The sequence below is a fragment of the Aeromicrobium yanjiei genome (genome assembly GCF_009649075.1).
GTDB lineage: Bacteria > Actinomycetota > Actinomycetes > Propionibacteriales > Nocardioidaceae > Aeromicrobium > Aeromicrobium yanjiei.
Genome location: NZ_CP045737.1, coordinates 2,849,321 through 2,872,628, shown reverse-complemented (window position 1 = coordinate 2,872,628; position 23,308 = coordinate 2,849,321). Strand labels below are relative to the sequence as shown.

At 70.6% G+C, this 23,308-nt stretch carries 24 protein-coding genes and 1 tRNA gene; 17 read left to right on the top strand and 8 right to left on the bottom strand.

Features of this window, described 5'->3' with window-relative positions:
* Nucleotides 1–50: 50 nt before the first annotated feature.
* From GEV26_RS14065 to GEV26_RS14030, 8 genes are all read left to right on the top strand, one after another.
* Entirely contained in the window at nt 51–1,421 is a 1,371-nt protein-coding gene (locus GEV26_RS14065; RefSeq protein WP_153654037.1) for a UTP--glucose-1-phosphate uridylyltransferase, read from the top strand.
* A gap of 5 nt (nt 1,422–1,426) precedes the next feature.
* Complete coding sequence (gene glp / locus GEV26_RS14060) at nt 1,427–2,749, top strand: molybdotransferase-like divisome protein Glp (RefSeq protein WP_153654035.1); 1,323 nt, start codon at nt 1,427–1,429, stop codon at nt 2,747–2,749.
* Nucleotides 2,749–3,234, top strand: a complete 486-nt coding sequence (gene moaC, locus GEV26_RS14055; RefSeq protein WP_208430971.1) for a cyclic pyranopterin monophosphate synthase MoaC — start codon at nt 2,749–2,751, stop codon at nt 3,232–3,234. Before glp ends, moaC begins: the two co-directional genes overlap by 1 nt.
* Nucleotides 3,231–3,728 carry a MogA/MoaB family molybdenum cofactor biosynthesis protein gene (locus GEV26_RS14050; protein WP_153654033.1) on the top strand — a complete coding sequence of 166 codons (498 nt, stop codon included), beginning with the start codon at nt 3,231–3,233 and terminating at the stop codon, nt 3,726–3,728. Before moaC ends, GEV26_RS14050 begins: the two co-directional genes overlap by 4 nt.
* A gap of 35 nt (nt 3,729–3,763) precedes the next feature.
* Complete coding sequence (locus tag GEV26_RS14045; RefSeq protein WP_243838765.1) at nt 3,764–4,336, top strand: GNAT family N-acetyltransferase; 573 nt, start codon at nt 3,764–3,766, stop codon at nt 4,334–4,336.
* Between the two features lie 103 nt (nt 4,337–4,439).
* The gene (gene sepX / locus GEV26_RS14040; protein ID WP_153654029.1) at nt 4,440–5,300 is read left to right on the top strand and encodes a divisome protein SepX/GlpR; all 861 of its coding nucleotides are present in this window, start codon (nt 4,440–4,442) and stop codon (nt 5,298–5,300) included.
* A 56-nt stretch (nt 5,301–5,356) separates the two neighbouring features.
* Nucleotides 5,357–5,432 (top strand) — tRNA-Ala (locus GEV26_RS14035).
* Between the two features lie 133 nt (nt 5,433–5,565).
* Nucleotides 5,566–5,934 (top strand): hypothetical protein, encoded by a 369-nt coding sequence (locus tag GEV26_RS14030; protein ID WP_153654027.1) that lies wholly within the window; start codon nt 5,566–5,568, stop codon nt 5,932–5,934.
* Nucleotides 5,935–5,955: 21 nt separating this feature from the next.
* Here GEV26_RS14030 and GEV26_RS14025 read toward each other — a convergent pair whose 3' ends face one another.
* The 4 genes from GEV26_RS14025 to GEV26_RS14010 all read right to left on the bottom strand — a co-directional run bounded on the left by GEV26_RS14025 (nt 5,956) and on the right by GEV26_RS14010 (nt 9,765).
* Nucleotides 5,956–6,813, bottom strand: a complete 858-nt coding sequence (locus GEV26_RS14025; protein WP_153654025.1) for an aldo/keto reductase — start codon at nt 6,811–6,813, stop codon at nt 5,956–5,958.
* Nucleotides 6,814–6,964: 151 nt separating this feature from the next.
* Nucleotides 6,965–7,945: a DUF4349 domain-containing protein gene (locus tag GEV26_RS14020; RefSeq protein ID WP_153654024.1), complete on the bottom strand. Its 981-nt coding sequence runs from the start codon at nt 7,943–7,945 to the stop codon at nt 6,965–6,967.
* Nucleotides 7,942–8,517, bottom strand: a complete 576-nt coding sequence (locus tag GEV26_RS14015) for an RNA polymerase sigma factor (RefSeq protein ID WP_153654022.1) — start codon at nt 8,515–8,517, stop codon at nt 7,942–7,944. The genes GEV26_RS14020 and GEV26_RS14015 overlap by 4 nt, the downstream gene beginning before the upstream one ends.
* Before the next feature lie 84 nt (nt 8,518–8,601).
* Complete coding sequence (locus GEV26_RS14010) at nt 8,602–9,765, bottom strand: DUF222 domain-containing protein (RefSeq protein ID WP_153654020.1); 1,164 nt, start codon at nt 9,763–9,765, stop codon at nt 8,602–8,604.
* Nucleotides 9,766–9,919: 154 nt separating this feature from the next.
* Here GEV26_RS14010 and GEV26_RS14005 point away from each other — a divergent pair, with 154 nt between their 5' ends.
* From GEV26_RS14005 to GEV26_RS13985, 5 genes are read left to right on the top strand one after another with little or no spacing between them, the layout of a single operon-like run.
* Nucleotides 9,920–11,113 (top strand): alkane 1-monooxygenase, encoded by a 1,194-nt coding sequence (locus tag GEV26_RS14005; protein WP_153654018.1) that lies wholly within the window; start codon nt 9,920–9,922, stop codon nt 11,111–11,113.
* A 1-nt stretch (nt 11,114) separates the two neighbouring features.
* Complete coding sequence (locus tag GEV26_RS14000) at nt 11,115–11,300, top strand: rubredoxin (protein WP_153654016.1); 186 nt, start codon at nt 11,115–11,117, stop codon at nt 11,298–11,300.
* Nucleotides 11,297–11,461 carry a rubredoxin gene (locus tag GEV26_RS13995; protein WP_153654014.1) on the top strand — a complete coding sequence of 55 codons (165 nt, stop codon included), beginning with the start codon at nt 11,297–11,299 and terminating at the stop codon, nt 11,459–11,461. The genes GEV26_RS14000 and GEV26_RS13995 overlap by 4 nt, the downstream gene beginning before the upstream one ends.
* Before the next feature lie 7 nt (nt 11,462–11,468).
* A complete protein-coding gene (locus GEV26_RS13990; protein WP_153654012.1) occupies nt 11,469–12,668 on the top strand; it encodes an NAD(P)/FAD-dependent oxidoreductase in 1,200 nt (399 codons plus the stop codon).
* Nucleotides 12,665–13,243 (top strand): TetR/AcrR family transcriptional regulator, encoded by a 579-nt coding sequence (locus tag GEV26_RS13985; RefSeq protein ID WP_153654010.1) that lies wholly within the window; start codon nt 12,665–12,667, stop codon nt 13,241–13,243. The genes GEV26_RS13990 and GEV26_RS13985 overlap by 4 nt, the downstream gene beginning before the upstream one ends.
* A gap of 13 nt (nt 13,244–13,256) precedes the next feature.
* Here GEV26_RS13985 and GEV26_RS13980 read toward each other — a convergent pair whose 3' ends face one another.
* The 3 genes from GEV26_RS13980 to GEV26_RS13970 are packed head-to-tail and all read right to left on the bottom strand — an operon-like array spanning nt 13,257 to nt 15,807.
* Nucleotides 13,257–13,706: a DUF2149 domain-containing protein gene (locus GEV26_RS13980; RefSeq protein WP_153654008.1), complete on the bottom strand. Its 450-nt coding sequence runs from the start codon at nt 13,704–13,706 to the stop codon at nt 13,257–13,259.
* Nucleotides 13,703–14,485: a MotA/TolQ/ExbB proton channel family protein gene (locus tag GEV26_RS13975; RefSeq protein WP_194839871.1), complete on the bottom strand. Its 783-nt coding sequence runs from the start codon at nt 14,483–14,485 to the stop codon at nt 13,703–13,705. Before GEV26_RS13975 ends, GEV26_RS13980 begins: the two co-directional genes overlap by 4 nt.
* A complete protein-coding gene (locus GEV26_RS13970) occupies nt 14,482–15,807 on the bottom strand; it encodes a PKD domain-containing protein (protein ID WP_153654005.1) in 1,326 nt (441 codons plus the stop codon). Before GEV26_RS13970 ends, GEV26_RS13975 begins: the two co-directional genes overlap by 4 nt.
* 142 nt (nt 15,808–15,949) lie before the next feature.
* On the opposite strand from GEV26_RS13970, the gene GEV26_RS13965 reads away from it, so the two are divergent.
* Nucleotides 15,950–18,217, top strand: coding sequence for an EAL domain-containing protein (locus GEV26_RS13965; protein ID WP_194839870.1), 2,268 nt, complete (start codon nt 15,950–15,952; stop codon nt 18,215–18,217).
* An 18-nt stretch (nt 18,218–18,235) separates the two neighbouring features.
* Here GEV26_RS13965 and GEV26_RS13960 read toward each other — a convergent pair whose 3' ends face one another.
* Nucleotides 18,236–19,789, bottom strand: coding sequence for a dolichyl-phosphate-mannose--protein mannosyltransferase (locus tag GEV26_RS13960; protein WP_153654001.1), 1,554 nt, complete (start codon nt 19,787–19,789; stop codon nt 18,236–18,238).
* Nucleotides 19,790–19,994: 205 nt separating this feature from the next.
* Here GEV26_RS13960 and rsmI point away from each other — a divergent pair, with 205 nt between their 5' ends.
* Genes rsmI through GEV26_RS13945 form a run of 3 tightly spaced genes read left to right on the top strand, consistent with a single transcriptional unit; the run spans nt 19,995 to nt 23,303 of the window.
* Nucleotides 19,995–20,822 (top strand): 16S rRNA (cytidine(1402)-2'-O)-methyltransferase, encoded by an 828-nt coding sequence (gene rsmI, locus GEV26_RS13955; protein WP_153653999.1) that lies wholly within the window; start codon nt 19,995–19,997, stop codon nt 20,820–20,822.
* A 31-nt stretch (nt 20,823–20,853) separates the two neighbouring features.
* Entirely contained in the window at nt 20,854–22,434 is a 1,581-nt protein-coding gene (metG, locus tag GEV26_RS13950) for a methionine--tRNA ligase (RefSeq protein WP_153653997.1), read from the top strand.
* Entirely contained in the window at nt 22,431–23,303 is an 873-nt protein-coding gene (locus tag GEV26_RS13945; RefSeq protein WP_153653995.1) for a TatD family hydrolase, read from the top strand. Before metG ends, GEV26_RS13945 begins: the two co-directional genes overlap by 4 nt.
* Nucleotides 23,304–23,308: the final 5 nt, after the last annotated feature.

Below are 23,308 nucleotides of genomic sequence, written 5' to 3'. Positions count from 1 at the left end.
AACCTATGGGCGCGGACGAACAGGGAGATTTCGTGAGCGGAGGCGCTGACATGGACGGACTCGAGCAGGCACGGCAGCGGATGACGGACGCCGGGGTGCCGCAGCGCGCGATCGACGTCTTCGCGTCCTTCTACGGCCAGCTGCAGCAGGGCGAGACGGGCATGATCCGGGAGTCGGACGTGGATCCCCTCACGGACATCGACCACGCGGGCGCGATCACGCTGAGCGACGAGCAGTGCCGCGAGGCCGCGTCGGTCACGGCCGTCATCAAGCTCAACGGCGGTCTCGGCACCTCGATGGGCCTGGACCGCGCCAAGACGCTGCTGCCCGTCCGGCCCGACCTCAGCTTCCTCGACGTCATCGCCGGCCAGGTGCGCCACGTCCGTGCGGAGCTCGGCGTCACGTTGCCGCTGCTGTTCATGAACAGCTTCCGCACGCGTGACGACACCCTCGCCGCCCTCGCGTCCTACGACGACCTCGAGGTCGAAGGGCTTCCCCTGGACTTCCTGCAGAACCGCGAGCCCAAGCTGCGCGCCGACGACCTGACGCCGGCCGACTGGCCCCAGGACCCCTCGCTCGAGTGGTGCCCGCCGGGACACGGCGATCTCTACACGGCGCTCGAGGTCTCCGGCATCCTCGACGCCCTGATCGACGCGGGCTACCGCTACGCGACGGTCTCCAACGCCGACAACCTCGGCGCCGCGCCCGATCCGGCCATGATGGGCTGGTTCGCCGCCTCCGGAGCGCCCTACGCCGCCGAGGTCTGCCGCCGCACGCCTGCGGACGTCAAGGGCGGCCACATCGTGGTCCGCAAGAGCGACGGACGGCTCGTCCTGCGCGAGACCGCCCAGACCGCCGACGAGGACGCGGCCGCCGCCGCGGACCCTGACAAGCACCTGTACTTCCACACCAACAACCTCTGGTTCGACCTGCACGTCATGAAGGCGACGCTCGAGGCGCGCGACGGCATCCTCGGCCTGCCGCTGATCCGCAACTCCAAGACGGTCGACCCGACAGATCCGTCCTCGACCAAGGTCGTGCAGATCGAGTCCGCGATGGGTGCTGCGGTCGAGGTGTTCGACGGCGCCACCGCGATCGAGGTCGACCGCTCGCGCTTCCTGCCGGTCAAGACGACCAACGACCTGCTGCTGCTGCGCTCGGACGTCTACGGCGTGGGGGACGACTTCCGGGTGCGGGCGACGGTGCCCACGCCGCCCCTGATCGATCTGGACCGCCGGTTCTACACCACGATCGCCGACTTCGACGCGCGGATCCCGACCCCGCCCTCGCTGGCCGAGGCGACCTCGCTGACGGTCCGTGGCGACTGGCGTTTCGGCCGCGACGTCGTGGTGCACGGTGACGTGACGCTCGACGACACGGGCGCCGCCGAGAGCGTGGCATCCGGGTCGCGGTTAGGCTGATCGGCATGTCGACAGGAGGATCCGACGACGGATCGGAGCAGGGTGCGTCGCCGACCGGGCCGGGTACCCAGCCCACGCGGCCCCGCCCCGCCAGCATCCGCGAGGGTCTGCTGACCGTCGAGGACCACCTCGAGAAGATCCTGCGGGGCGTCGGCCCGCTGGCGGCGTACGACCAGCCGCTCGTCGAGTCGCTAGGACTGCCGCTGCACGAGGCCTTCGTGGCCCCCATGGACCTGCCGCTGTTCGACAACTCCTCGATGGACGGATATGCGGTGCGTGCCGAGGACGTCGCCGCGGCCGACCGCGACCACCCCGTCATGCTCCCTGTGGTCGGCGAGATCCAGGCCGGCTCCGCGCGACCGTTCGCGATCAGCGCAGGCACCGCGGTCAAGATCATGACCGGGGCCCCGATCCCGCGCGGCGCCGACGCTGTCGTCCCGTTCGAGGACACCGACCGCGGCAACGCCCGCGTCCAGATCTACGCCCCGGCGCGGCCCGGGGCCCGCATCCGGCCGAAGGGCGACGACGTCACCAAGGGCGACGTCGTGCTGCCCGAGGGCACCGTCCTGGGCCCGCGCGAGATCGGCCTGCTGGCCGCGCTCGGGGCGCCCCGGGTCAAGGCCCGCCCGCGACCGCGGGTCGTCGTGATCTCGACCGGCAGCGAGCTGCGCGAGCCGGGCACCCACCTCGACTACGACTCGATCAACGACGGCAACAGCTACATGCTCGCCGCAGCCGTCCGCGAGGCCGGCGCGATCTGCTATCGCGTGGGCGCCGTCGACGACAACCCCCGCACGTTCCAGCGGGTGCTGTCCGAGCAGCTCGTGCGCGCGGACCTCGTCGTCACCAGTGGCGGGATCAGCAAGGGCGACCACGACGTCGTCAAGGAGACGCTCTCGGCCCTCGGCACGGTCGAGTTCAACGAGGTCGCGATGCAGCCGGGCAAGCCGCAGGGATTCGGGCGGGTGTTCGACGAGCAGACGCCGATCATCACCCTGCCGGGCAATGCCGTCTCGGCCTACGTCTCGTTCGAGGTCTTCGTGCTGCCGGCCATCCGTCGAATGATGGGCCGCACCCCCTATCGCCGGCCCATGGTCCACGCGGTGCTGGCCTCGGACATCCAGTCACGTCCCGGTGTCCGGCAGTACGTCCGCGGCGTCTTCGAGGTCACCCACCGCGGTGCGAAGGTCACCCCGCTGGCCGGTGCCGGCTCGCACCTGATCGGCACGCTGGCCAAGGCCAATGCCCTCATCATCGTCGGCGAGGACCAGACTGCCCTCAACATGGGCGACACGGTCCGCACGCTCGTGCTCGACAGGCCGTTCTAGTGGCTGACCGGCTGACGCACGTCGACGACTCGGGCGCGGCCCGCATGGTCGACGTCACGGCCAAGCAGGTCACCGCCCGCACCGCGACCGCACGCGGTCGCGTCGAGGTCAGCGCCGAGGTCGTCAGGCTCCTGCAGGGCGAGGGCGTGCCCAAGGGCGACGCACTCGCGGTCGCCCGCATCGCCGGCATCATGGCCGCCAAGCGCACGCCCGACCTCATCCCGCTGTGCCATCCGCTGGCGATCGGCGGCGTCGAGGTCGACCTGGAGGTCGACACGACCCCTGAGGGGCAGGGCGTGGTGCTGGTCGAGGCCACCGTCCGCACCGCGGACCGCACGGGAGTCGAGATGGAGGCCCTCACGTCGGTCAGCGTCGCGGCCCTGACCGTGGTCGACATGGTCAAGGCGGTCGACAAGCTCGCGCGCATCACCGACATCGAGGTGGTCGCGAAGTCCGGCGGCAAGAGCGGCGACTGGCGCCGATGAACGGCTCACCACGGGCGGCGGTCGTCGTCGCCTCCAACCGCGCCGCTGCCGGGGTCTACGAGGACGAGACGGGGCCATTGATCGTCGAGGCGCTGACGTCGTGGGGCTTCGAGGTCGCCGAGCCGGTCGTCGTCGGTGACGGCGACCCCGTCGCGACCGCGATCGCCGCCGCCCTCGCCGACGGGGTCTCCGCGGTCGTCACCACGGGCGGCACCGGCATCAACCCGACCGACCGCACGCCCGAGGCGACCCGCCCGCTGCTCGATCGCGAGCTGCCCGGCGTCGCCGAGGCCGTGCGGGCGCGTGGTGTCGCGGCCGGGGTGCCCACCGCCGCCCTCTCGCGGGGGCTGGCCGGTGTCGCCGGCAGCGCGGTCGTCGTCAACCTCCCCGGATCGCGGGGTGGCGTCAAGGACGGGCTCGCGGTGCTGGCCGAGATCCTGCCGCACGCCGTCGACCAGCTGCACGGCGGCGATCACCCGCGGAGCGACTCCTGAGCCCCGGCTGGCCCGTCGAGCTGCAGCACGGCTCGGTGGGCGTACGTCCGGTGCGCCGCCGTGACGCCCGCGCCTGGGCCCGGCTTCGCGCCGACAACGCCGACTGGCTCGGCCCGTGGGAGGCCACACTGCCCCGCGAGGCCGGGAGCCCCGCCAGCTCGTACGTGGGCATGATCAGCACGCTGCGACGTCGCGCGCGGCTCGGGCACACGATGCCGTTCGCCCTGACCTGGGACGGCGAGCTGGTCGGCATGCTGACGGTCAACGGGATCACGTGGGGATCGGCCCGCTGGGCCAACATGGGCTACTGGGTCTCTCGCAGCCACGCAGGTCGCGGGATCACGCCCATCGCGGTCGCGCTGGTGTGCGACCACCTGCTCACCACGGTCGGGCTGCACCGCGTCGAGATCGCGATCCGCCCCGAGAACGCAGCAAGTCTGCGGGTCGTGGAGAAGCTCGGCTTCACCGAGATCGGGGTGGCGCGTCGGTTCCTGCACATCGCGGGGGAGTGGCGCGACCACCGGATCTTCCAGATCCTCGCCGAGGACGTCCCCGGTGGCTTGATGGCCCGGGTCCAGGCACCCGGACAGGAGCCCGGCGGGTCCTGACCCGTCTCGCCCGGTCCCGCCCGCCACACCCGTCACAGACTTCTCCCGCGACACACGCGGCGGGTGCGGACGATCGGGGTCGCGACGGCCTAGGGTTTTGACCGTGGGTCCTAGCAGCGGGTTGATCATCGCGTTCGTCGTCGTTGTCTGGGCGGCGTACTTCATCCCGCTCGCCCTGCGCCGCTACGACGACGCCACCAAGAACGAGTCGGTCGAGACGACCGGGACGCTCAGCCGCGTCGTCACCAAGCCGTCCGCGGCCACGCAAGCGGCCGCACCTGCGGCTCCCGCCGCGTCCGTTCGTGCGCCCGCCGCCCCCAAGCGCGACCTCGATCGTCCCGCCGCGAGGCTGGCCGCCCGCCGCCGCCGGCGCACCCTGCTGACCCTGCTCGGCCTGACCGCCGTCGTGGCCGTCCTGGCCGTCACGGGAGTCCTGCCGACCCTCGCGATCGCCGCCCCCGTCGCACTCGTCGCCGCCTGGCTCGTGGCCTGCCGCATCCAGGTGCGCGGCGAGCTGGGCATCGTGCGCGAGAAGAAGCCCCGCACGGGCGTGGCGACGTCGGACGCTGCACCGAGCGCCAGGACCAAGAGCAAGACCGCCGCCAAGGTCACGCCCCGGCTCAGCCCCGACGAGGAGGAGACGGTCATCGTCTCGGGCCTGTTCGAGGACATCGACCCGGGCCGCAAGCACGAGATGGAGGTCGTCGACCTCGAGGCGGATGCGCTCGACGACCAGATCGTCATCGCGGTGCCGTCGGTCTCCTCCTCCGGCGAGGCCCTCTGGGACCCGCTGCCGGTCACCCTGCCGACCTACGTCACCAAGCCCCGCGCCGGCCGCACGGTCCGCACGATCGACTTCTCGCAGCCCAACACGTGGACCTCGGGCCACATCGAGGGCGAGGAGGTGGAGCTGCCGAAGCGGGCAGATGACACGGGAGAGGAACGCCGCGCGGTGGGCCACTGACGGGCCTGATAAAGTTGCGGAGCACTCGCTCGTTGGGTGCGTGAAGGACCAGCACTGGGGCATTGGCGCAGTTGGTAGCGCGCTTCGTTCGCATCGAAGAGGTCAGGAGTTCGAATCTCCTATGCTCCACCAGTGGAAGAGGCCCGACCGTCACCGGTCGGGCCTTCTTCATCTTGTCGGGAGACACACGACGGCCACCCCTGGATCGCCACCGTCCCTCATCTGACGCTGGAATCGACGTCCGCCGACGACCCGGGAGGTCCACATGCACGACTCGCCTCACCGTCACCGGAACGGGGTCAGGCTGCTACTCCTGGGCGCCGCCACAGCAACGCTCCTCGGAGGTTGCGGAATCACCGAGTCCGAGCCCTGCTTCACGTCGAAGCCGATGGCTGAGGGAGCGAAGCAAGACGTCTCAGTCCTGGTCGTGACCAAACCCGGACTCGACGTGAACATCGTGGGGACGCTCGACGTCGACGGCGGTCTCTACACGACACCGAGGAAAGACCTCGGCCCGGAGACGGACGTCCCCGTCGGCACCTACGACGGAACCGTGACCAAGTCCGACGGGCGACTCGTGCTGAACTACGAAGGCGAGTCGGTTCGGCTGGTCGGACCGATGGGGTGCGACTGACCTCGGTCAGCGGTCTGCGACTCACTTGCCGCTGTAGACAGGGAAAGCGGCGAGCTTGCCGTAGTCCCTGGCGTCGAGGTCGCGCAGAGCGCTCATGTCCTCGTCGCTGATCGTGAAGTCGATCTGGGCGTTGCTGCGCATGTGATCGGGATTCGCGGTCTTCGGCAGCGAGACGGTCCCGAGCTGGATCGTGTACCGGATGCACAGCTGCGGCACCGACACCCCGTACCGCTCGGCAATCGCTGCGACGGCGGGGTTGCGCAGGATCTCGCCGTGCGCGATCGGCGAGTACGCCTCCACGAGGATGTCCCTGCTCCGGCAGTACTGGATCAGCTCGGTCGGGGTGTTGCCGGGGTGCACGAGGATCTGGTTCACGTGTGGGACGACCGTGCCGCGGGTCAGGATGTTCTCCAGATCGGCCTGCAGGAAGTTCGACACCCCGATCGCCCTGATCCGGCCCGCCGCGTGTGCCACCTCCAGCGCCTTCCATGCCTGGAGGTTGCCGTCGGCGTAGTCGCCGCCGCGGAAGTCGGCCCACGGCTGGGGCGCGTGGATGAGCATCAGATCGATGTGGCCAAGACCCAGCGTGTCCAGCGATCCCTCGATGGCGGTCACGGCACCGTCGTGGTCCTTGATCTCGGCAGCGAGCTTGGTCGACACGAACAGCTCATCGCGGGGGACGCCGCTGGTGCGGACGCCCTCGCCGACGCCGCGCTCGTTGCCGTAGGCCTGGGCGGTGTCGATGTTGCGGTACCCGATCTCGATCGCGGCACGGACGGCGTCGGCGGCCACCGCATCGTCGATGAACCACGTGCCGAGCCCCAGCTTGGGGATCTGGACGCCATTGGCGAGGGATGCGGTCTCGTTCAGGATGCTCATGCGTCTCTCCGTTCCTCGGAAGGGTGCCCTGCGCCGGGCAGCCGGGGGGCCTCCACCGTCGCGGCCTTCGGGCCGGCACGGCGCCGGTTCCATGGAACGCCTGTGTGCCGGGCCTGGGAAGGGTCCAGTGGCCCGGCCGGAAGGGCCTGCCTCAGCCGTGCGCCCGGCGCCGGGTGACGAGCCGGACCGCGCCAGCGACCACGACCGCGACGGCGGCCCAGGGGAGCAAGCGGCCTGCGACCTCGACGACGGCGTTGACCGTCGTGACGAGGCCGTTCCAGCCGTCCCGCAGACCGCCGGAGAATCCGCCGGGCTCGACCGAGTCGACCCGCGGCTCCTGCGCGAGGTCGATCGTGATGGTCGACAGCTCGACCTGCCCGGCCAGTGAGCGTCGTTGCGACTGCAGGCTCTCCAGCTGCTCCTGCCGCTTCGTCAGGGCCGACTCGGCTGAGATGACCTCCTTGCTGGTCTCGCTCGCGCCGAGGATCGACTCCAGGCGATCGACCGAGATCTCCAGTGCGTCGATCCGTGCGTCGAGGTCCTGCGAGACCGAGGTGACGTCCTGGTTCTCGAGCGAGACGTCCTCGACGGTGCCCTGCTCCTCCAGACGGGCGATCGTGGCGGCGACCTTCGTGGCCGGCACGCGGACGCGGAGGGTCGCCGTGGCGTCCTGGCCGTCTCCGCTCTCGCTCCGGTCGTCGACCCGCCCGCCGATCCCCTCGACGTACGTGCTGAGCCGCGCCGCGACCTGACGAGGACGGGTGACCGTCACCGAGACCGAGCCCGTGGTCACGACCTGTCGGTCCGCGTCGGGCACAGCCCGGTTGGTGGTCCCGCCGAGACGCTTGTTGGTCCGCGCATCCGCCCTGCCGCCCGCGGCGTCGGAGCCCTCGCTGTCGAGCGACGATGAGGACTCGGAGCTGGAGGAGGCCTCAGAGCTGGACGAGGACCCCTGCAGGTCGATCGACGAGAGCGCATAGCCGCCCACGCCGACGACCAGCACACTCGCAGCAGTGAGACCGATCGCGCGTCGGGCCCGACGGCCGCGTCGCCTGATGTCGCGGTCGACCGCGGTCATGACGCTTCCGCGCATGGCCTCGATGCGGTCGTCGTTCAGTCCGGGGCTCGTCATGATGTCTCCCTCATGGATCGCAGGTCGGCGCGGAGCCGGGTGCGCAGGCGCGAGAGCCGGTTGCGGACCGCCGCGTGGCTGACGCCCAGCTCGCGCGCCGCCATCTCGTAGGTGTGGTCACCCTCGACGCACAGCTCGTAGAGCCGCCGGTCCGCCGGGGTGAGGGCCGCCGCGGCCTTGTCGATCTCCGCGCGGACGAGGCCGGCTTCGACCTCGTCCTCCACGGTCATGTCGGCCGGCGCCTCTGGGTCCAGCTCGCGAAACGGCGTTCGCATCCTGCGGCGTCCCGCGTTGAGGGCGGTGAACCGCGACGTGACGAGCAACCACGGCAGGACGGACTCGTCGACGACCGTGATCGTGCGGATCTTGCGCCACATCGTGATGAAGACGTCCTGGGTGACGTCCTGGGCCTCGTCGGCGTCGTGCACCACCGCGTAGGCCTGCCAGTAGACCGGGCGGACGTGCCTGTCGTACAGCAGGCCGAACGCGCCCCGGTCGCCGGCAGCGGCCCGCACGAGGAGATCCCGGTCGGTGGCGGCCGTGCCGTGCTCGGTCGTCGGTGGTGCGGTCACCGGGCGGCTCCGATCTGTGCGGGTGTGCAGACATGTCTCTGCCCCCAGATGTCGGGACGTGACCCATCGTCTCGCGCGGGACGGTCAGGCGGGGTGCGGTGGCGGGAGGTCCCAGTCGGCGATCGGGACGGGTTCGGGACGTCGTGTGTAGCGGTGCCCCGTGTGGGTGGTCCATGCGAAGACCCCAGGTGTGGGCTGTCGCAGGTCGATGAGGCCTTCGGTCTTGAGCCGGTGGGCGCGGCGGTTCAGCGGGCCGGTGTTGGCGGCGTGGGTGGGCGCGGGCCAGGGATCGGTGTGGTCGCTGTCGCAGTGGGCGGCGGGCACCGAGCTGGTGGGGAACACCGAGGTGCCGTCGCGAAACGCCAGGACTTGTCGGAGGCGGGCGGGGGCGAAGCGGCCCAGCCACTGCACGGTCAGCAGGTTGCCGATGTCGTCGGTGACCAGGCGATACAGGAGGCTGTGCTCGTCGGCCACGGCCTCGCGCACGATGAAGGCGGGGATGGTCGCGGACCGGTCGGTCAGCTCGCCGGGGGCGTCGCTGAAGCCCAGCAGCGATGACAGGGGCACGGTGATCCCGATGACCGCGCGGTAGCCCAGGGCTCCGTCGCGGCGATCCAGCAGCACGTCGCACACGATGTCGGCGCGGGCCTGGTCAAGGGTCCGGGGGTCGTCGGAGGCCAGTGCGTGGGCGGCAGCGGTGAGCCTTTGGGCGATCGCCGCGGCCTCGGTGGCCGGGATGTCCACGGTCAGCCGGGTCATCGCGTCGCCCAGGGGACGCAGGCGCACCGCCCGGTCGGCACGGGCGGTCTCGTGACGGGCGCGGGCGGCGTGGGCCTCGGTGCGTTCGACCCACCGGTCCAGCCACCGTGACAGCTGGCCCGGGGTGCGGCCGCTCGCGGCGTCCACGGCTTGGCCGTCGAGGTCGACCCGGGAGGTGGGATGGGTCAGGCGCCGGGCGGCCCGGTCGATCTCACCGACCGCGCTCGTGCTCAGGCGTCCGTCGTGCCAGGCCTGCCAGACCGTGGGCATCGTGGACCGCAGCCGCCGTGCCTGGGCGATGCGCCGCTCGATCGTGGGCACCGGCTGGGTCAGTGCGAGCGACAGCTCGTGGACTGCGGCATCGGCCCGGCGCGGGCCCGGGGCGCGGTCGACGTAGTCCACCAGATCGGCGGCCTCGGCAGCGTCGAGGGAGGCCATGGCCTCGCGGCGGATCACGATCTGATCGATCATCTGGCGGTCGTCGAGCACGGGATCCTCCTCTCCTTGCAGCCTTTCCTTCACTCTAGGGACGGGCTCCGACACCTCATCCGACGCTCACCGGCACGGGTGGATCATTGTCAGCGAGGTTTACATTCGCTACGTTCATGTAAAGCACATCTCCGAGAGTGCACGAGAGGAACAGATGACGATCGAGGCCACCGTCGACGGGACGGTCATCCAGTGGCGTGACCGCAAGCGCCACCTGTGGGTCATCGGGGCCATCGTCCCGCTGATCCCTGTCGCGATGTGGGGCATCTACGCCGTCACCGACTCAACCCTCGCGTGGTACTTCGGACCGTTCTTCATGTTCGTGGTCGTCCCGCTCGCCGACCTGGTGGCGGGCCGGGACGGCGAGAACCCGCCTGACGAGGTCCTCGAGCAGCTCGAGGAGGATCGCTACTACCGATGGGTGACCTACTTGTTCATCCCTGCGCAGATCGCCGGACTCGTCTGGGGTGCGTACCTGCTCGGCGGTGGCACTCTGCCGGGCATCGAGGACCCCTTGACGATCGCCCAGAAGATCGGCCTCTCGCTCGGGCTGGGCATGGTCGCCGGGATCGGCATCAACACCGCGCACGAGCTGGGCCACAAGAAGCAGGAGCACGAGCGCTGGTTCGCCCGCGTCGCTCTCGCGCAGACGTTCTACGGACACTTCTTCATCGAGCACAACCGCGGCCACCACGTCCGCGTCGCCACCCCCGAGGACCCGGCGAGCGGCCGCCTCGGCGAGACCGTCTGGGAGTTCATGCCGCGCACCGTGACCGGCAGCCTCAGGAGTGCGTGGGAGCTGGAGAAGAAGCGCTTCGGACGCCTGAAGACGTCGCACTGGTCGCCGCGCAACGACGTGCTCAACGCGTGGGCGTTCTCGGTCGTCCTGTGGGGTGCGCTCATGGTCGCCTTCGGCTGGCAGATCCTGCCGTACCTCGTGCTGCAGGCCGTCGTCGGCATCTGGCTGCTCGAGTCGGTCAACTACCTCGAGCACTACGGGATGAAGCGCCAGAAGCTCGCATCGGGCCGCTACGAGCGGGTCAACCCGAGCCACAGCTGGAACTCCAACAACATCGGCACCAACGTGCTGCTCTACCACCTGCAGCGTCACAGCGACCACCACGCCAACCCGACCCGCCGCTACCAGGCCCTGCGGGACTTCAAGGAGGCGCCGACGTTGCCCACGGGGTACGCGGGCATGATCGTCCTGACGTGGGTGCCGCAGATCTGGAGGTCGGTGATGGACGAGAAGGTGCTGGACCACTACGACGGCGACCTGTCCCGCACCAACCTGCATCCGCGCACCGCAGCGCGCTATCGGCGCCGCCACGCGGGGGCGGGAGCCTGACGTGGCACAGTTCATCTGCCCGAACTGCGAGTACGTCTACGACGAGGAGCGCGGCAACCCCCGCGAGGGGTGGCCCGCCGGCACCCCGTTCGCCGACGTCGACCCCGATTGGACGTGCCCCGACTGCGGGGTGCGCGAGCAGGTCGACTTCCTGCCCCACACCACCACCCCAGGAGATCTGTCATGAAGCGTTGGGAATGCCAGCAGTGCGGCTTCGTCTACGACGAGGCGGAAGGCTGGGTCGAGGAGGACATCCCGCCCGGCACCAAGTGGGAGGACATCCCTGACGACTGGACGTGCCCCGACTGCGGTGCGGCCAAGGCCGACTTCGTGATGGTGGAGCTCTGAGCGCTCGATGACCCACCGCACCGTCATCGTCGGAGCCGGCATCGCCGGCGTCAGCGCCGCGGCCGCCCTGCGGTCCGCCGGCTACGACGGCACGATCGACCTGCTCGGCGACGAGCCCGGCCTGCCGTACCGACGCCCTCCGGTCTCCAAGGAGATCATCCGCGGTGACAAGACCGCGGACGAGGTCCGCATCAAGAAGGCCGAGTGGTACGAGCAGCAGGGCATCGCGCTGCGCACGGGCGTCTCGGTGACCTCGATCGACACCGAGGCGAGGGCGGTACGCCTCAGCGAGGGCGAGCCGCTGCTCTACGACCAGCTGCTGCTCGCGACGGGTGGTCGGGCCCGCAGCCCGTGGGACGCGGACGGCGTCCGCACGCTGCGTGGTCTCGCCGACGTCCCGAGGCTCAAGGACGAGCTCTCGGCGCGCGGGCCGGTCGTCGTGGTCGGCGCGGGCCTGATCGGCTCGGAGATCGCCGCCAGCGCCCGCGAGCTCGGCTGCGACGTGACGCTGCTGGAGACCGCCTCCCTGCCGCTCCCGCGCCTGCTGCCGACTGCGCTGGGGGAGATGTACCGCGACCTGCACAAGGCCGAGGGCACCGACCTGCACACCGGTGTCATGGTCTCCTCGATCCAGGACGAGGCGGGCACCACGGTCGTCCGGTCCGTCGACGGTCGCACGTGGTCCGCGCCGGTGGTCGTGGTCGCGGTCGGCATGGAGCCCAACGTGGAGCTCGCGGACGCCGCGGGCATCGGCATCGCGCCGGCGTCCGAGGGCGGCGGGATCCTGGTGGACGACCGCGGCCGGACGTCCGCCCCCGGGGTCTTCGCTGCCGGCGACGTCGCCAACCAGCCCAACGGGGTGCTCGGCGGGCGCCATCGCGTCGAGCACTGGCAGGGTGCCCAGAACCACGGCACCGCGGTCGGCAAGGTCATGGCCGGCGGCGACGGTGCATTCGTCGAGGTCCCGTGGTGCTGGTCGGACCAGTACGGCGTGAACCTCCAGGTGGCGGGCTGGCCCCAGGGCTCCCACGACATGGTCGTGCGGGGATCGATCGGCGATCGCGACTTCATCGCCTACCTGCTCGACGACGGCGTCGTGCGGGGTGCGGTGTCGATCGGCAGGCCGCGCGACGTCCGCACCGCGCGGGCCTGGATCGCCGACCACGCGAGGCTCGACGAGGTGCTGGACCCCGAGGCCGGCGCGTGACGGTCAGGGTGCGGCTGCTCGACGCAGCCCACGCGGTCATCGAGTCGACCGGCTGGTCGACGGTCACGATGGCGGCCGTCGCCGAGGCCGCCGGAGTGAGCAGGCAGACCGTCTACAACGAGTTCGGCACCAAGCGCGGACTGGCCGAGCAGCTCGCCCTGCGCGAGCTCGACCGGTTCCTCGGGGTGGTCCGGGAGCGCATGGCGGCCGCCGACGACCTCCTCGACGGCATCCGGTCCGCGTGCGAGGGCGCGCTGGAGATGGGCCGGCGAAGCGTGCTGGTCCGTACGGTCGTGGGCTCGTTGCCCGGGGAGCACGACACCGACCTGCTGCAGATCTTGACGACCGAGTCGGGCGAGATCGTGGAGGCCGCGGTGCTGGTGGTGCGCCAGAGCATCGAGGAGCTCTTCGCGCCGACACCGTTCACGAGCGACGAGCTGGAGGTCGCGGTGGAGTCGGTCGTCCGCCTGGTGCTGTCTGCGCTCACCCGCCCCTCGAAGCCCCCCGCCGAGGCCGCGGACGACATCGCCTGGCTCGTGGGGCTGGCCCTGCGCGGCGCGGCCGCCCGGGGCTGAGGGGGGACGCGGGTCAGGGAGCCGGGATGTCGGGCACGTCCGCGGACGGGACGTCGTCCGTCGCCGACGGATCGGCCGGGGCGGTGGGGTCGGCGGGAGACGTGGGATCGGTCGGGTCCGCGCCGGGGCTGACCGGCGCGGCGGTGCCGTCGCCCGTGACGTAGACCAGGCGGCCGTCCGCGAGGCGGTAGACCGTGCCGACGGGCGTGCCGCGGCCCACGGTCTTGACCCCCTCGTCGGGGACGTCCTCGACGGTCTCCCCGGGCTTGACCGTCACCTCGCCGAGAGCGGGCTTGGTCAGTCCGCCCTCGTTGACCGCCCCGGACAGGCCCAGGGACGACAGCGCGGCGATGAGGAAGCCCACGGCCAGGACGATGCCGATGTCGAACATGTTGACCAGCCCGTCGAGCGGGTCACCGGCCTTGTCCTGGTGGACGCGGGCCCGCGGCGTCACCTTGATCATGAGGAGACGTCCGTCCCGCTCGGGGCGGGGGCCGCCGGCGGAGCGGGCGGCACGAGCGGCGGGAGCGAGACGGTCTCCGAGCTCGTGACGGGTCGCGACGGCGTGGGCGGGACGCTCGGCGTGATCGTGCCGGTCGGGGCGATCGAGGCCGCAGCGGAGCCGTCGTCGGTCAGGATCGCCGCGACGTACTCGAGATCGGAGAAGTCCTGGCCGTAGAGGCGCTCGCGGAGCAGCGACAGGGCGAGCGCGATGACGCCGATGAGGATGCCCAGCACGGTGATGCTGAACGCCAGGCGCAGGTTCTCGGTCAGCGCGTCGACGTCGCCGCGTGCCAGTCCGTCCAACGCCGGGGCGAGCGGGATGAGGGTGCCCATCAGGCCGAGGGCCGGGCCGAGGCGGACCAGGAGGCGGGTGCGGCCGAGCCGGGCCTGGCGGCCGAAGTCGAAGTCCGCGAGCTCCTTGGCGATGCGGGTGTCGGCGCCCGGCTTGTCGACCGCGCCCACGAGCACCTTGAACGCCTTGCCGACGGGCCCGGACCACGCGACGGTCTGCAGCAGGGCCGAGGCCTCGTCCATGCGCCGCTCGTCGACCGCGCGACGGGCGGAGGCGCCGGCACGGGCGAGGGCCGAGAACGTACGGCTGCGACGCTTGATGAGCTCGGTGATGAGTGCCCCGACCTCGACCAGGACGACAGCGAGGGCGAGCAGGGTGAGGATCACGACCGGGAGCTCGAGCACCTCCGCGACGCGGAAGATGAAGTCGTAGATCTTGTCGCTCATGCACGTCTCCTGAGTGGGCGCAGTCGGTTTCGGAACCATCGTGTCTCACTCGCGGCGCCGGCGCCGACGAGCAGGGCGATCGTGAGACCCGCGAGCACCCAGGTCGCGACGCGCTTGCGGAGCGACGCCTCGGACGCGGGAGTGGGCCGGCTGGTGTCCTGGGTCCCGGGGATGGCCTCGGGGGATCCGCCGGGCACGATCTCGGCGCCCGCCAGCACATAGCCCTCGACCTCCTCGAGGCCGTCGTCGACCGGCGCGGTCTCGGTCGGCTCGTCGTCGGGGATGTCCTGGTCCGGAGAGATGTCGGACGGCGGGTCGAGAGGCTCCGGTTCGATCGGGGCCGGGTCGTACGGCGGGACGTATCCGCCGCCACCTGTTCCCCCGCCGGTTCCGCCCCCGGTTCCGCCACCGGTTCCGCCACCGGTGCCGCCGGAGTCGGGCGCCTTCGGGGGCTTCGGTGGCTTCTCGACCTTCATCTCCACCGCGGACGAGCGACCGTAGGAGCCGTTGGCGCCGTAGACGCTCACGGACACGGGGTAGGTGCCCTTCTTGGCATAGGTCTTGGACGGGCTCTCGCGCTTGGTCCCCTTGACCGAGCCGTCGCCGAAGTCCCACCGCGTCCTGATGATGCGGGTGCCGGGCTCCTTGGCGTACGAGACCGAGAACGTGTTCTTGGTCTTGGTCGTCACGTCGGTCTTGTCGACCTTGACCGAGGGCTCCAGGAGCTTGCCGGTGGTGTGGAACGTGAGCTCGAGGGGGCCTGACACCTTGAAGATGTCGGAGATGTTGACGTCCTTGTTGGCGTCGCGCAGCGGTCGGACGTAGCCGATCTGGTCGCCGGCCAGGTAGACCGCCGGGGGGAGGCTGTCGTCGAACGGGTAGTCGGCCTCGGCGGGGTCCGCGAGCTCAGCGTCGGAGAGGACCGAGGGGATCTGGCTGGCGTTGGGCGTCTCGGAGAAGGTCGCCGGCCTGCCTGCCTCGGGGTGCAGCTCGCTGATCTTGGCCAGCAGCGCGTGCAACGAGATGCCGCGCTTCGCCTTGACGGTCGGACCCTCCGAGACGTCGCCGGCGACGTTGCGGCGCTTGTAGTACTGCCGCGTCTCGTCGAAGTCCGACCATTCCTTGATCTGATCGGCCGTGACGGCGCCCCGGTAGAGGGTGGTCTGGTTCCCGTCGACGGTGCGGACGACGTTGACGATGACGCACGCGGTGCCACCCGTGCACTCGGCGGCCGAGACAGGTGACGGGGCGAGGCTGAGGCTGGTGCCCGCGAGGGCCAGGGCCGCGACCAGCGCGGCGGAGCGACGGCGTACGAGGCGCATGGGTGGACCCCCTCCGATCGCGCTGTGGATGTGCCTATCTTCCATCATCCCCGCGATGTGGGCGAGACGGGTGGTCTTGAAGTGACCCGTGGGACCCCCCGGCAACCGTAGGATGACGCGCGGGGTCACAGGAAGGCGGGGGATGACGGTTCGTACGCGCGCCGAGCGACGCTACGAGGTCCTCGTCATCGCTGTCGCCGTGACTGCGATCTGCTTCCGGACGTTCCAGTGGCGCACGGGTCCGCCGGACCTCAATGTCGTCGCGATCATCGCCCTGCTGCTGGTGCCGCTCGCGGTGCGTACGCAGATCACGGTGTCGCGGGGCGAGACGCGCCTGACGCTGGGCATGACGGCGGCTGTGCTGTTCTCGGCGGACGTCGACCGGCAGGCCTCGATCCTGCCGATCTGGGCGATCCTGGTCGCCGGCTCGTACGCGCTTTTCCACCGCGACGAGACCTGGGGACAGTTCCGTGCGGCGGTGCAGATCCTCGGCGGTGCGGTGCTGCTGCGGGTCGCGGAGGTCGCGGACATCGACTTTGCGCCGTTCGACCGGGTGTTCGCAGGCCTCGTGGCGTACTTCGTGGCCATCTGCCTGCTCGAGATCGTTCGTGCCCGCCTCGCGGCCCCGACCGGGGACGGCCACCCGCTGCGCCTGCGGTGGACCTGGGCCCTCGTCATCGGGCTCGCAATGTTCTACCTCGGTTGCGTCCTGGCGGCCCTTCGACGCCTCGAGGCCGGTCTGCACCTGCCTCTCGTGCCCAGCTTCATCGTGTCGATGGTCGGCCTCGGGGCGGTGGCCATCGGGCTCACGATGCGCAATCGCGAGCTCAACCGCAGTGTCGCGGCGCTGTCGCGCGCGGCCGTGGCCATGCCGTGGCGCCGCGACGAGATCGACGCGTCCCTCGGACGGTGGGGTGCCCAGGGCATCCGGGCCGAGCGGGTCGACGTCCGTGAGGAGCCAGGAGCGCGCGGGGACCTCAGCGTCCCCCTCGTGGACGGACGGTTCGCGGTCGCGGGCCGCAGCCCGGGTGACCTCCCGTTCACCCACGTGGAGCGGCAGGTGCTCGAGGCGCTGGCCCACATGTCCGAGACGTCCCGGCGAGAAGCGACCCAGATCGACCACCTGCGCGAGCGGCTCAACATCGACGCGCTGACCGGCCTGTCGACCTACACGTACTTCCGGGAGACCCTCTCGGAGGTCAGCCGCACCCGACGGCCGGGGGAGTCCATCGCGGTCGTGTTCCTCGACCTCGACGGGTTCAAGAAGATCAATGACCGCTTCGGCCACGTGGCGGGTGACGTCGCGATCCGCACCGTCGCGCAGCGCCTGCTCGAGCGCAGCGGCGACGCCCGCTCGATCACGCGGTACGGCGGCGACGAGTTCGCAGTGCTCGTGCGCGACGTCCGCGACTACGCGGCTCTGACCGAGGAGTGTGAACGCCTGACGGCCCTGGTCGCCCGACCCCTGCTGGTCGGGCAGAGCACCGTGAGGCTTCGCGCGAGCATCGGCTGCGCGCTGTCGTCGAGCGCCGACGACGACCTGATGGCGCTCGTGCGGGCCGCCGACCAGCAGATGATCCAGCGCAAGCGCGCGATCCACGCCGCGGATCCGCAGGTCACGTCGGGCATCGACGACGCGGTCCGCCACGCGATCGTCGACGGGACGCTCTGGACGGCGTACCAGCCGGTGGTCAACGTCGCGCGTGGCGAGATCCGTTGCCTGGAGGCCCTCGTGCGCTGCACCGACGCGCGACTCGGGTCGATCCCGCCGCCGGTCATCGTCGAGTCCGCGATCCGGCTCAACATGCTGGACGACATGACGGCCCTCGTGCTCGAGCAGGCCGTCGAGACGCTGCTCGAGTGCCGGCGCCACGTCGCGGATCTCACGATGTTCTCGATCAACCTCGAGCTCGAGCAGATGATGGTGTGGTCGCCCCTGCTGCAGCGCATCGCGGACTGCTGCCGCGAGCACGACCTCACCGTCGTCGTGGAGATCTCGGAGAACTCGATCGGTGACTGGACCGAGGCCAACGCCCAGGTCACGTCACGGCTGCAGGACGCCGGCGTGCTCATCGCGATCGACGACTTCGGCTCCGGGTTCGCGGGTCTTGGCTCCCTCTACCTGCCACGGGTCGACACCGTGAAGCTCGACCGCAACCTGCTCACCGATCTGGCGAACCCCCGCCAGACGCTCGTCGTCACGCGCACCACGGCACTGCTCGAGGAGCTCGGCTTCTGGGTCGTCGCCGAAGGCGTGACCGCCGAGGAGGAGGCACGCGTCCTGGGTGACGCCGGCGCGACCCACCTGCAGGGCTTCCTCTACGGGATGCCCGAGGACCGGGCGACGCTGGTCGAGCGCTTCCGGGCCCACGGCCTGGCTCCGCTGGTGGACAGCGCCACCGCCGTGTGAACTCTCCGGTGACGGGCGTCAGATCCAGCGGGTCAGCCACATGCGGTCGCGCCACTCGTCGTACGGCATGAGCGTGTCGGTCCAGATCGGGTGGAAGTAGCAGAACGCGACCACCGCGGCGAGCACGTACAGCCCGATCACGAGGCCCACGGCGTACGTCTGGCGCGGGGTGCTGCGGGCCCGGAGCAGGGCGTTGGCGACGAGGGAGATCGCGATGATCGTGAACGGGACGATCGTGACGGCGTAGAAGGAGAAGATCGGCCGGTCGGTGCTGAGGAACCAGGGCAGCCAGCAGGCCGCGACGCCGATGAGCGGCACGCCCCACACCCAGCGGCGGGTGATGATCCAGGCGCCGATCGAGCCCAGCAGAGCGACCGCGCCCGACCACCAGATGACCGGGTTGCCGAGGATGAGGATCTCCCGGATGCAGGTCGAGCCGGGGGCCTGCCCGCACTGGGTGGTCTTCGGCAGGTCGAACTGTGCGTCCGCGCCGACCGGGCGCCACTGCAGGAGCCAGCCGCCGGGATGGGACTGATAGGGGTGCGGCTCGGCGTTGACGATCTCCTTGGTGTGGAAGTCGAACGTCATGACGTGGAAGTGCCACAGCGAGCGCAGTGCGTCCCACGTCTCGCCCAGGAAGCCCGAGCTCGGCCGATCGACGTACGCCCCCCAGGGCTTGGAGTAGTCGCCGTAGCCGCGGCCGAACCGGGCCTCGTACGCCTCGTGGTGCACCAGGAAGCCGGTCCACGACACGAGGTAGACGACGCCCGCGAGCAGGACGATCGAGGCGAACGCCGGCACGCCGACCCGCAACGTCGTGCGGACCCAGCCGTGGTGCATCGCTGTGCGCGGATTGCGCATCCGGGCGAGCACCTCCCACACGACGCAGGTCAGGCCGAACGCCGCGAGGACGTACACACCGCTCCACTTGGTGGCGCAGGCCATGCCGAGGCACAGACCCGCGGCCAGCTGCCAGGGGCGCAGTGCGTGGTAGCGGTCCAGCCGTGCCCGGATCCAGTCGCGGTCGGCGTCGAGGCATGCAACGCCGCACACGATCCAGAACGTCAAGAAGATGTCGAGCAGGGACAGGCGGGACATCACGAAGTGCATGCCGTCCACCGTCAGCAGCAGTCCGGCGAGGCAGCCGATGAACGTCGAGCCGGTCATGCGGCGCACGAGACGGGCCAGCACCAGCACCGTCAGCGCGCCGATCACGACGCCGGAGATGCGCCAGCCGAACGAGTCAAAGCCGAAGAAGTGCTCGCCGATCGCGATGAGCCACTTGCCGCCGTCGGGGTGGACGATCCAGGACGGCTCGCCGGTGAAGACGCCCGACAGGTCGCCCTTGAGGATCTGCGCGTCGGCCTTGTCGGTGTAGTCCTGGACGTAGCCGTGCTGGAGCAGCGACCACGCGTCCTTGGCGTAGTAGGTCTCGTCGAAGACGAACTTGTTCGGGTACCCGACGTTCCAGATCCGCAGGACGAAGGCCAGCACCGCCACGGCCACCGGACCGATCCAGCCCCAGAGGCGGTCGGACCACCTGTACGGGGACAGGCGGGCCAGTGACGTCACCCCGCAAGACTAGGACGTCCCGGTGGCGCGGTGCGTACGCCACCGTCTCCGGGGGCCGCGGTGCGTACGCCACCGTATGAGGCCCGATCCGGCGCCAGAAGGTGGCGTACGCACCGCGCCCACGGGAAATGGTGGCGTACGCACCGCGCCCACGGGAAACGGTGGCGTACGCACCGCGCCCGCTGGGGGCTGAGAGGATGAGGACATGCTGATCCTCGCTGCGACACCGATCGGTCAGGTCGCCGACGCGAGCGGACGTCTGGCCGAAGCGCTGGTGTCCGCGGACGTCGTCGCGGCCGAGGACACCAGGCGGCTCAAGCGGCTCGCGTCCGATCTGGGCGTCGAGATCGGCGGCCGGGTCGTGTCCTACTTCGAGGGCAACGAGGAGCGTCGCACCCCCGAGCTCGCCGCGATGCTGGCCGACGGCCAGACCGTGGTGCTGGTGACCGACGCGGGCATGCCGAGCGTGTCCGATCCCGGCTATCGCCTGGTCATCGCGGCGATCGAGGCGGACGTGACGGTGACCGCGATCCCCGGCCCGTCCGCGGTGCTCACCGCCCTGGCGGTCTCGGGCCTCCCGGTCGACCGGTTCTGCTTCGAGGGCTTCCTCCCCCGCAAGGCCGGCGAACGCACCCGCGCGCTGACCGAGCTGGCGACCGAGCGCCGCACGATGGTGTTCTTCGAGTCGCCCCACCGCACCGAGACGTCCCTTCGCGCGATGGCGGAGGTGTGGGGCGGCGACCGTCCGGCCGCGGTGTGCCGCGAGCTCACCAAGACGTACGAGGAAGTGGCCCGCGGTGGCCTCGCCGAGCTCGTCGAGTGGGCCGCCGGCCAGGAGCAGGGCGTACGCGGCGAGGTGACGATCGTCGTCGGGGGAGTGGTCGCCGAGTCCCGGACGTACGCCCCCGAGGACCTGCGCGAGCTGGTCGCGGCCCGGCAGGGCGACGGCCTCAGCCGCAAGGACGCGATCGAGCAGGTCGCCGGCGAGACGGGCGTCCGCAAGAAGGATGTCTACGACGCCGCGCACTCGTAGCCCCGTCCGCGCGCCCCACTAGGATCAAGGGGTGTCCGACCAAACGTTCTACGTGACCACGCCCATCTACTACGTCAACGACGCGCCCCACATCGGGCACGGCTACACGACGGTCATGGGCGACATCATCACCAGGTGGCACCGCCAGCGCGGTGAGGACGTCTGGTACCTCACCGGCACCGACGAGCACGGCCAGAAGGTCCTGCGCAAGGCCGAGGCCAACGGCGTCTCGCCGCAGGAGTGGGTCGACAGGCTCGTCGAGGAGGAGTGGAAGCCGCTCCTCAAGACGATCGACGTCGCCAACGACGACTTCATCCGCACGACCGAGCAGCGTCACCTCGAGGGTTCCCAGGCGTTCTGGCAGGACCTCCACCAGCGGGACGCGGTCTACAAGGGCTCGTTCAGCGGCTGGTACAGCGTCGGCAGCGAGGAGTTCGTCAGCGATGACGACGTCGCCGACGGCGAGGGCGACGACGAGGGCTTCAAGGTCTCGACGCTCGACGGCAGCCGGGTCGAGCACATGACCGAGGAGAACTACTTCTTCCGTCTCAGCGACTACCAGCAGAAGCTGCTCGACTTCTACGAGGCCAACCCGACGTTCATCCAGCCCGAGTCGGCCCGCAACGAGGTCATCTCGTTCGTGTCGCGCGGCCTCAAGGACCTGTCGATCTCGCGCTCGACGTTCGACTGGGGCATCGCCGTGCCGTGGGACGACAAGCACGTGATGTACGTCTGGGTCGAGGCGCTGCTCAACTACGTGACGGCGATCGGCTACGGCAGCGACCCCGAGCGGTTCGAGAAGATCTGGCCCGCCAACATCCACATCGTCGGCAAGGACATCGCCCGCTTCCACGCTGTCATCTGGCCCGCGATGCTGATGGCCGCGGGCCAGCCCGTGCCGCACCAGGTGTTCGCCCACGGCTGGCTGCTGGTCGGCGGTCAGAAGATGAGCAAGTCCAAGGCCAACGGCATCCGTCCCGACGAGATCGTCGACACCTTCGGCTCCGACGCCTACCGCTACTACTTCGCGCGCGCCCTGACGTTCGGGTCCGACGGCTCGATCTCGTGGGAGGACATCAGCGCGCGCTACCACGCGGAGCTCGCCAACGGCTTCGGCAACCTCGCGTCCCGGGTCGCGGCGATGATCGGCAAGTACTTCGACGGGACGCTCCCGGCACCCGGCGCGCGCACCGACGCCGAGACGGTCGTGATCGACACCGTGGCTGAGGCCGTACGCGATGCGGACGCCGCGATCGAGGCGGTCGCCCCGCAGGACGCGCTCACCGCGATCTGGCGGATCGTCGACGGGCTCAACGGCTACATCACCGAGCAGGCCCCGTGGAAGGTCGCGAAGGAGGATCCTGACGGCGACCGCCTCGCCACGATCCTGCACACCACCGCCGAGGGCCTGCGCGTCCTCGCAGTGCTGCTCAACCCCGTGATGCCCAAGGCGTCCGCGGTGCTGTGGGACTCGCTGGGGGCCGAGGCCGACCTGGGCGCGCTGGCCGATCAGCGCATCGACGCGGTCGCCGCGTGGGACCAGCTGCCCGCGGGCTCGACGATCACCAAGCCCGCATCGCTGTTCCCGCGGATCGAGACCGCCGCCGGATGACGCTCACCGCAGGCTGGCCCGAGACGCCCGAGGCGCTGCCGTCCCCGGTCGTCGACAACCACTGCCACCTCGACCACCGGGCGTACAGCAAGGGGGTCGAGGGCGGCCTGCTGATCCCGGTCGACGAGGCGCTCGACCGGGCCGCCGCGGTCAACGTGACCCGCATCGTGCAGGTCGGCTGCGACCTCGAGGGCTCGCGCTGGGCGGCCTCGACCGCGGCGGCGTACGACTCGGTGGTGGCAGCCGTCGCGCTGCACCCCAACGAGGCACCGCTGCTGGCATCCGCCGGGGAGCTCGACGCCGCGCTGGCCGAGATCGATCGGCTGGCCCAGGCCGGCGAGCACGTGCGGGCGGTCGGCGAGACCGGGCTGGACTACTTCCGGACCGGCGAGGACGGCCGCGAGGCCCAGCACGCCTCGTTCCGCGAGCACATCCGCATCGCGAAGCGGCACGACAAGACCCTGGTCATCCACGACCGTGACGCCCACGACGACGTGCTCGCGGTGCTCGACGACGAGGGCGTGCCCGACCGGGTCGTGATGCACTGCTTCTCGGGCGACGCCGACTTCGCTCGGGAGTGCCTCGAGCGGGGCGCCTACCTGTCGTTCGCGGGCACCGTGACGTTCAAGAACGCCGACAACCTGCGGGCCGCGCTGCGCGTGACCCCCGCGGACCGGCTCCTCGTGGAGACGGATGCGCCCTTCCTCACACCATCTCCATACCGTGGTCAGCCAAATGCCTCGTTCCTGGTGCCGCTCACGGTGCGGTTCATGGCTGGGATCGCAGGCAAAACGGTCGACGAGCTCTGCCGCGACATCGACGCCAACACCGATCGCGCCTTCGGCGGCCCCTGGGCACAGCGCACTTGACCACA

What these genes read in the sequence shown, in the direction of transcription:
- GEV26_RS14005 (WP_153654018.1), top strand. Translation starts at nt 9,920, where the DNA reads ATGACGATCGAGGCCACCGTCGACGGGACGGTCATCCAGTGGCGTGAC.
- glp (WP_153654035.1), top strand. Translation starts at nt 1,427, where the DNA reads ATGTCGACAGGAGGATCCGACGACGGATCGGAGCAGGGTGCGTCGCCG.
- GEV26_RS14025 (WP_153654025.1), bottom strand. Translation starts at nt 6,813, where the DNA reads ATGAGCATCCTGAACGAGACCGCATCCCTCGCCAATGGCGTCCAGATC.
- rsmI (WP_153653999.1), top strand. Translation starts at nt 19,995, where the DNA reads ATGCTGATCCTCGCTGCGACACCGATCGGTCAGGTCGCCGACGCGAGC.
- GEV26_RS14050 (WP_153654033.1), top strand. Translation starts at nt 3,231, where the DNA reads ATGAACGGCTCACCACGGGCGGCGGTCGTCGTCGCCTCCAACCGCGCC.
- GEV26_RS14030 (WP_153654027.1), top strand. Translation starts at nt 5,566, where the DNA reads ATGCACGACTCGCCTCACCGTCACCGGAACGGGGTCAGGCTGCTACTC.
- GEV26_RS14065 (WP_153654037.1), top strand. Translation starts at nt 51, where the DNA reads ATGGACGGACTCGAGCAGGCACGGCAGCGGATGACGGACGCCGGGGTG.
- GEV26_RS13990 (WP_153654012.1), top strand. Translation starts at nt 11,469, where the DNA reads ATGACCCACCGCACCGTCATCGTCGGAGCCGGCATCGCCGGCGTCAGC.
- GEV26_RS14020 (WP_153654024.1), bottom strand. Translation starts at nt 7,945, where the DNA reads ATGACGAGCCCCGGACTGAACGACGACCGCATCGAGGCCATGCGCGGA.
- GEV26_RS13995 (WP_153654014.1), top strand. Translation starts at nt 11,297, where the DNA reads ATGAAGCGTTGGGAATGCCAGCAGTGCGGCTTCGTCTACGACGAGGCG.
- GEV26_RS13980 (WP_153654008.1), bottom strand. Translation starts at nt 13,706, where the DNA reads ATGATCAAGGTGACGCCGCGGGCCCGCGTCCACCAGGACAAGGCCGGT.
- GEV26_RS13945 (WP_153653995.1), top strand. Translation starts at nt 22,431, where the DNA reads ATGACGCTCACCGCAGGCTGGCCCGAGACGCCCGAGGCGCTGCCGTCC.
- GEV26_RS13970 (WP_153654005.1), bottom strand. Translation starts at nt 15,807, where the DNA reads ATGCGCCTCGTACGCCGTCGCTCCGCCGCGCTGGTCGCGGCCCTGGCC.
- GEV26_RS13975 (WP_194839871.1), bottom strand. Translation starts at nt 14,485, where the DNA reads ATGAGCGACAAGATCTACGACTTCATCTTCCGCGTCGCGGAGGTGCTC.
- GEV26_RS13965 (WP_194839870.1), top strand. Translation starts at nt 15,950, where the DNA reads ATGACGGTTCGTACGCGCGCCGAGCGACGCTACGAGGTCCTCGTCATC.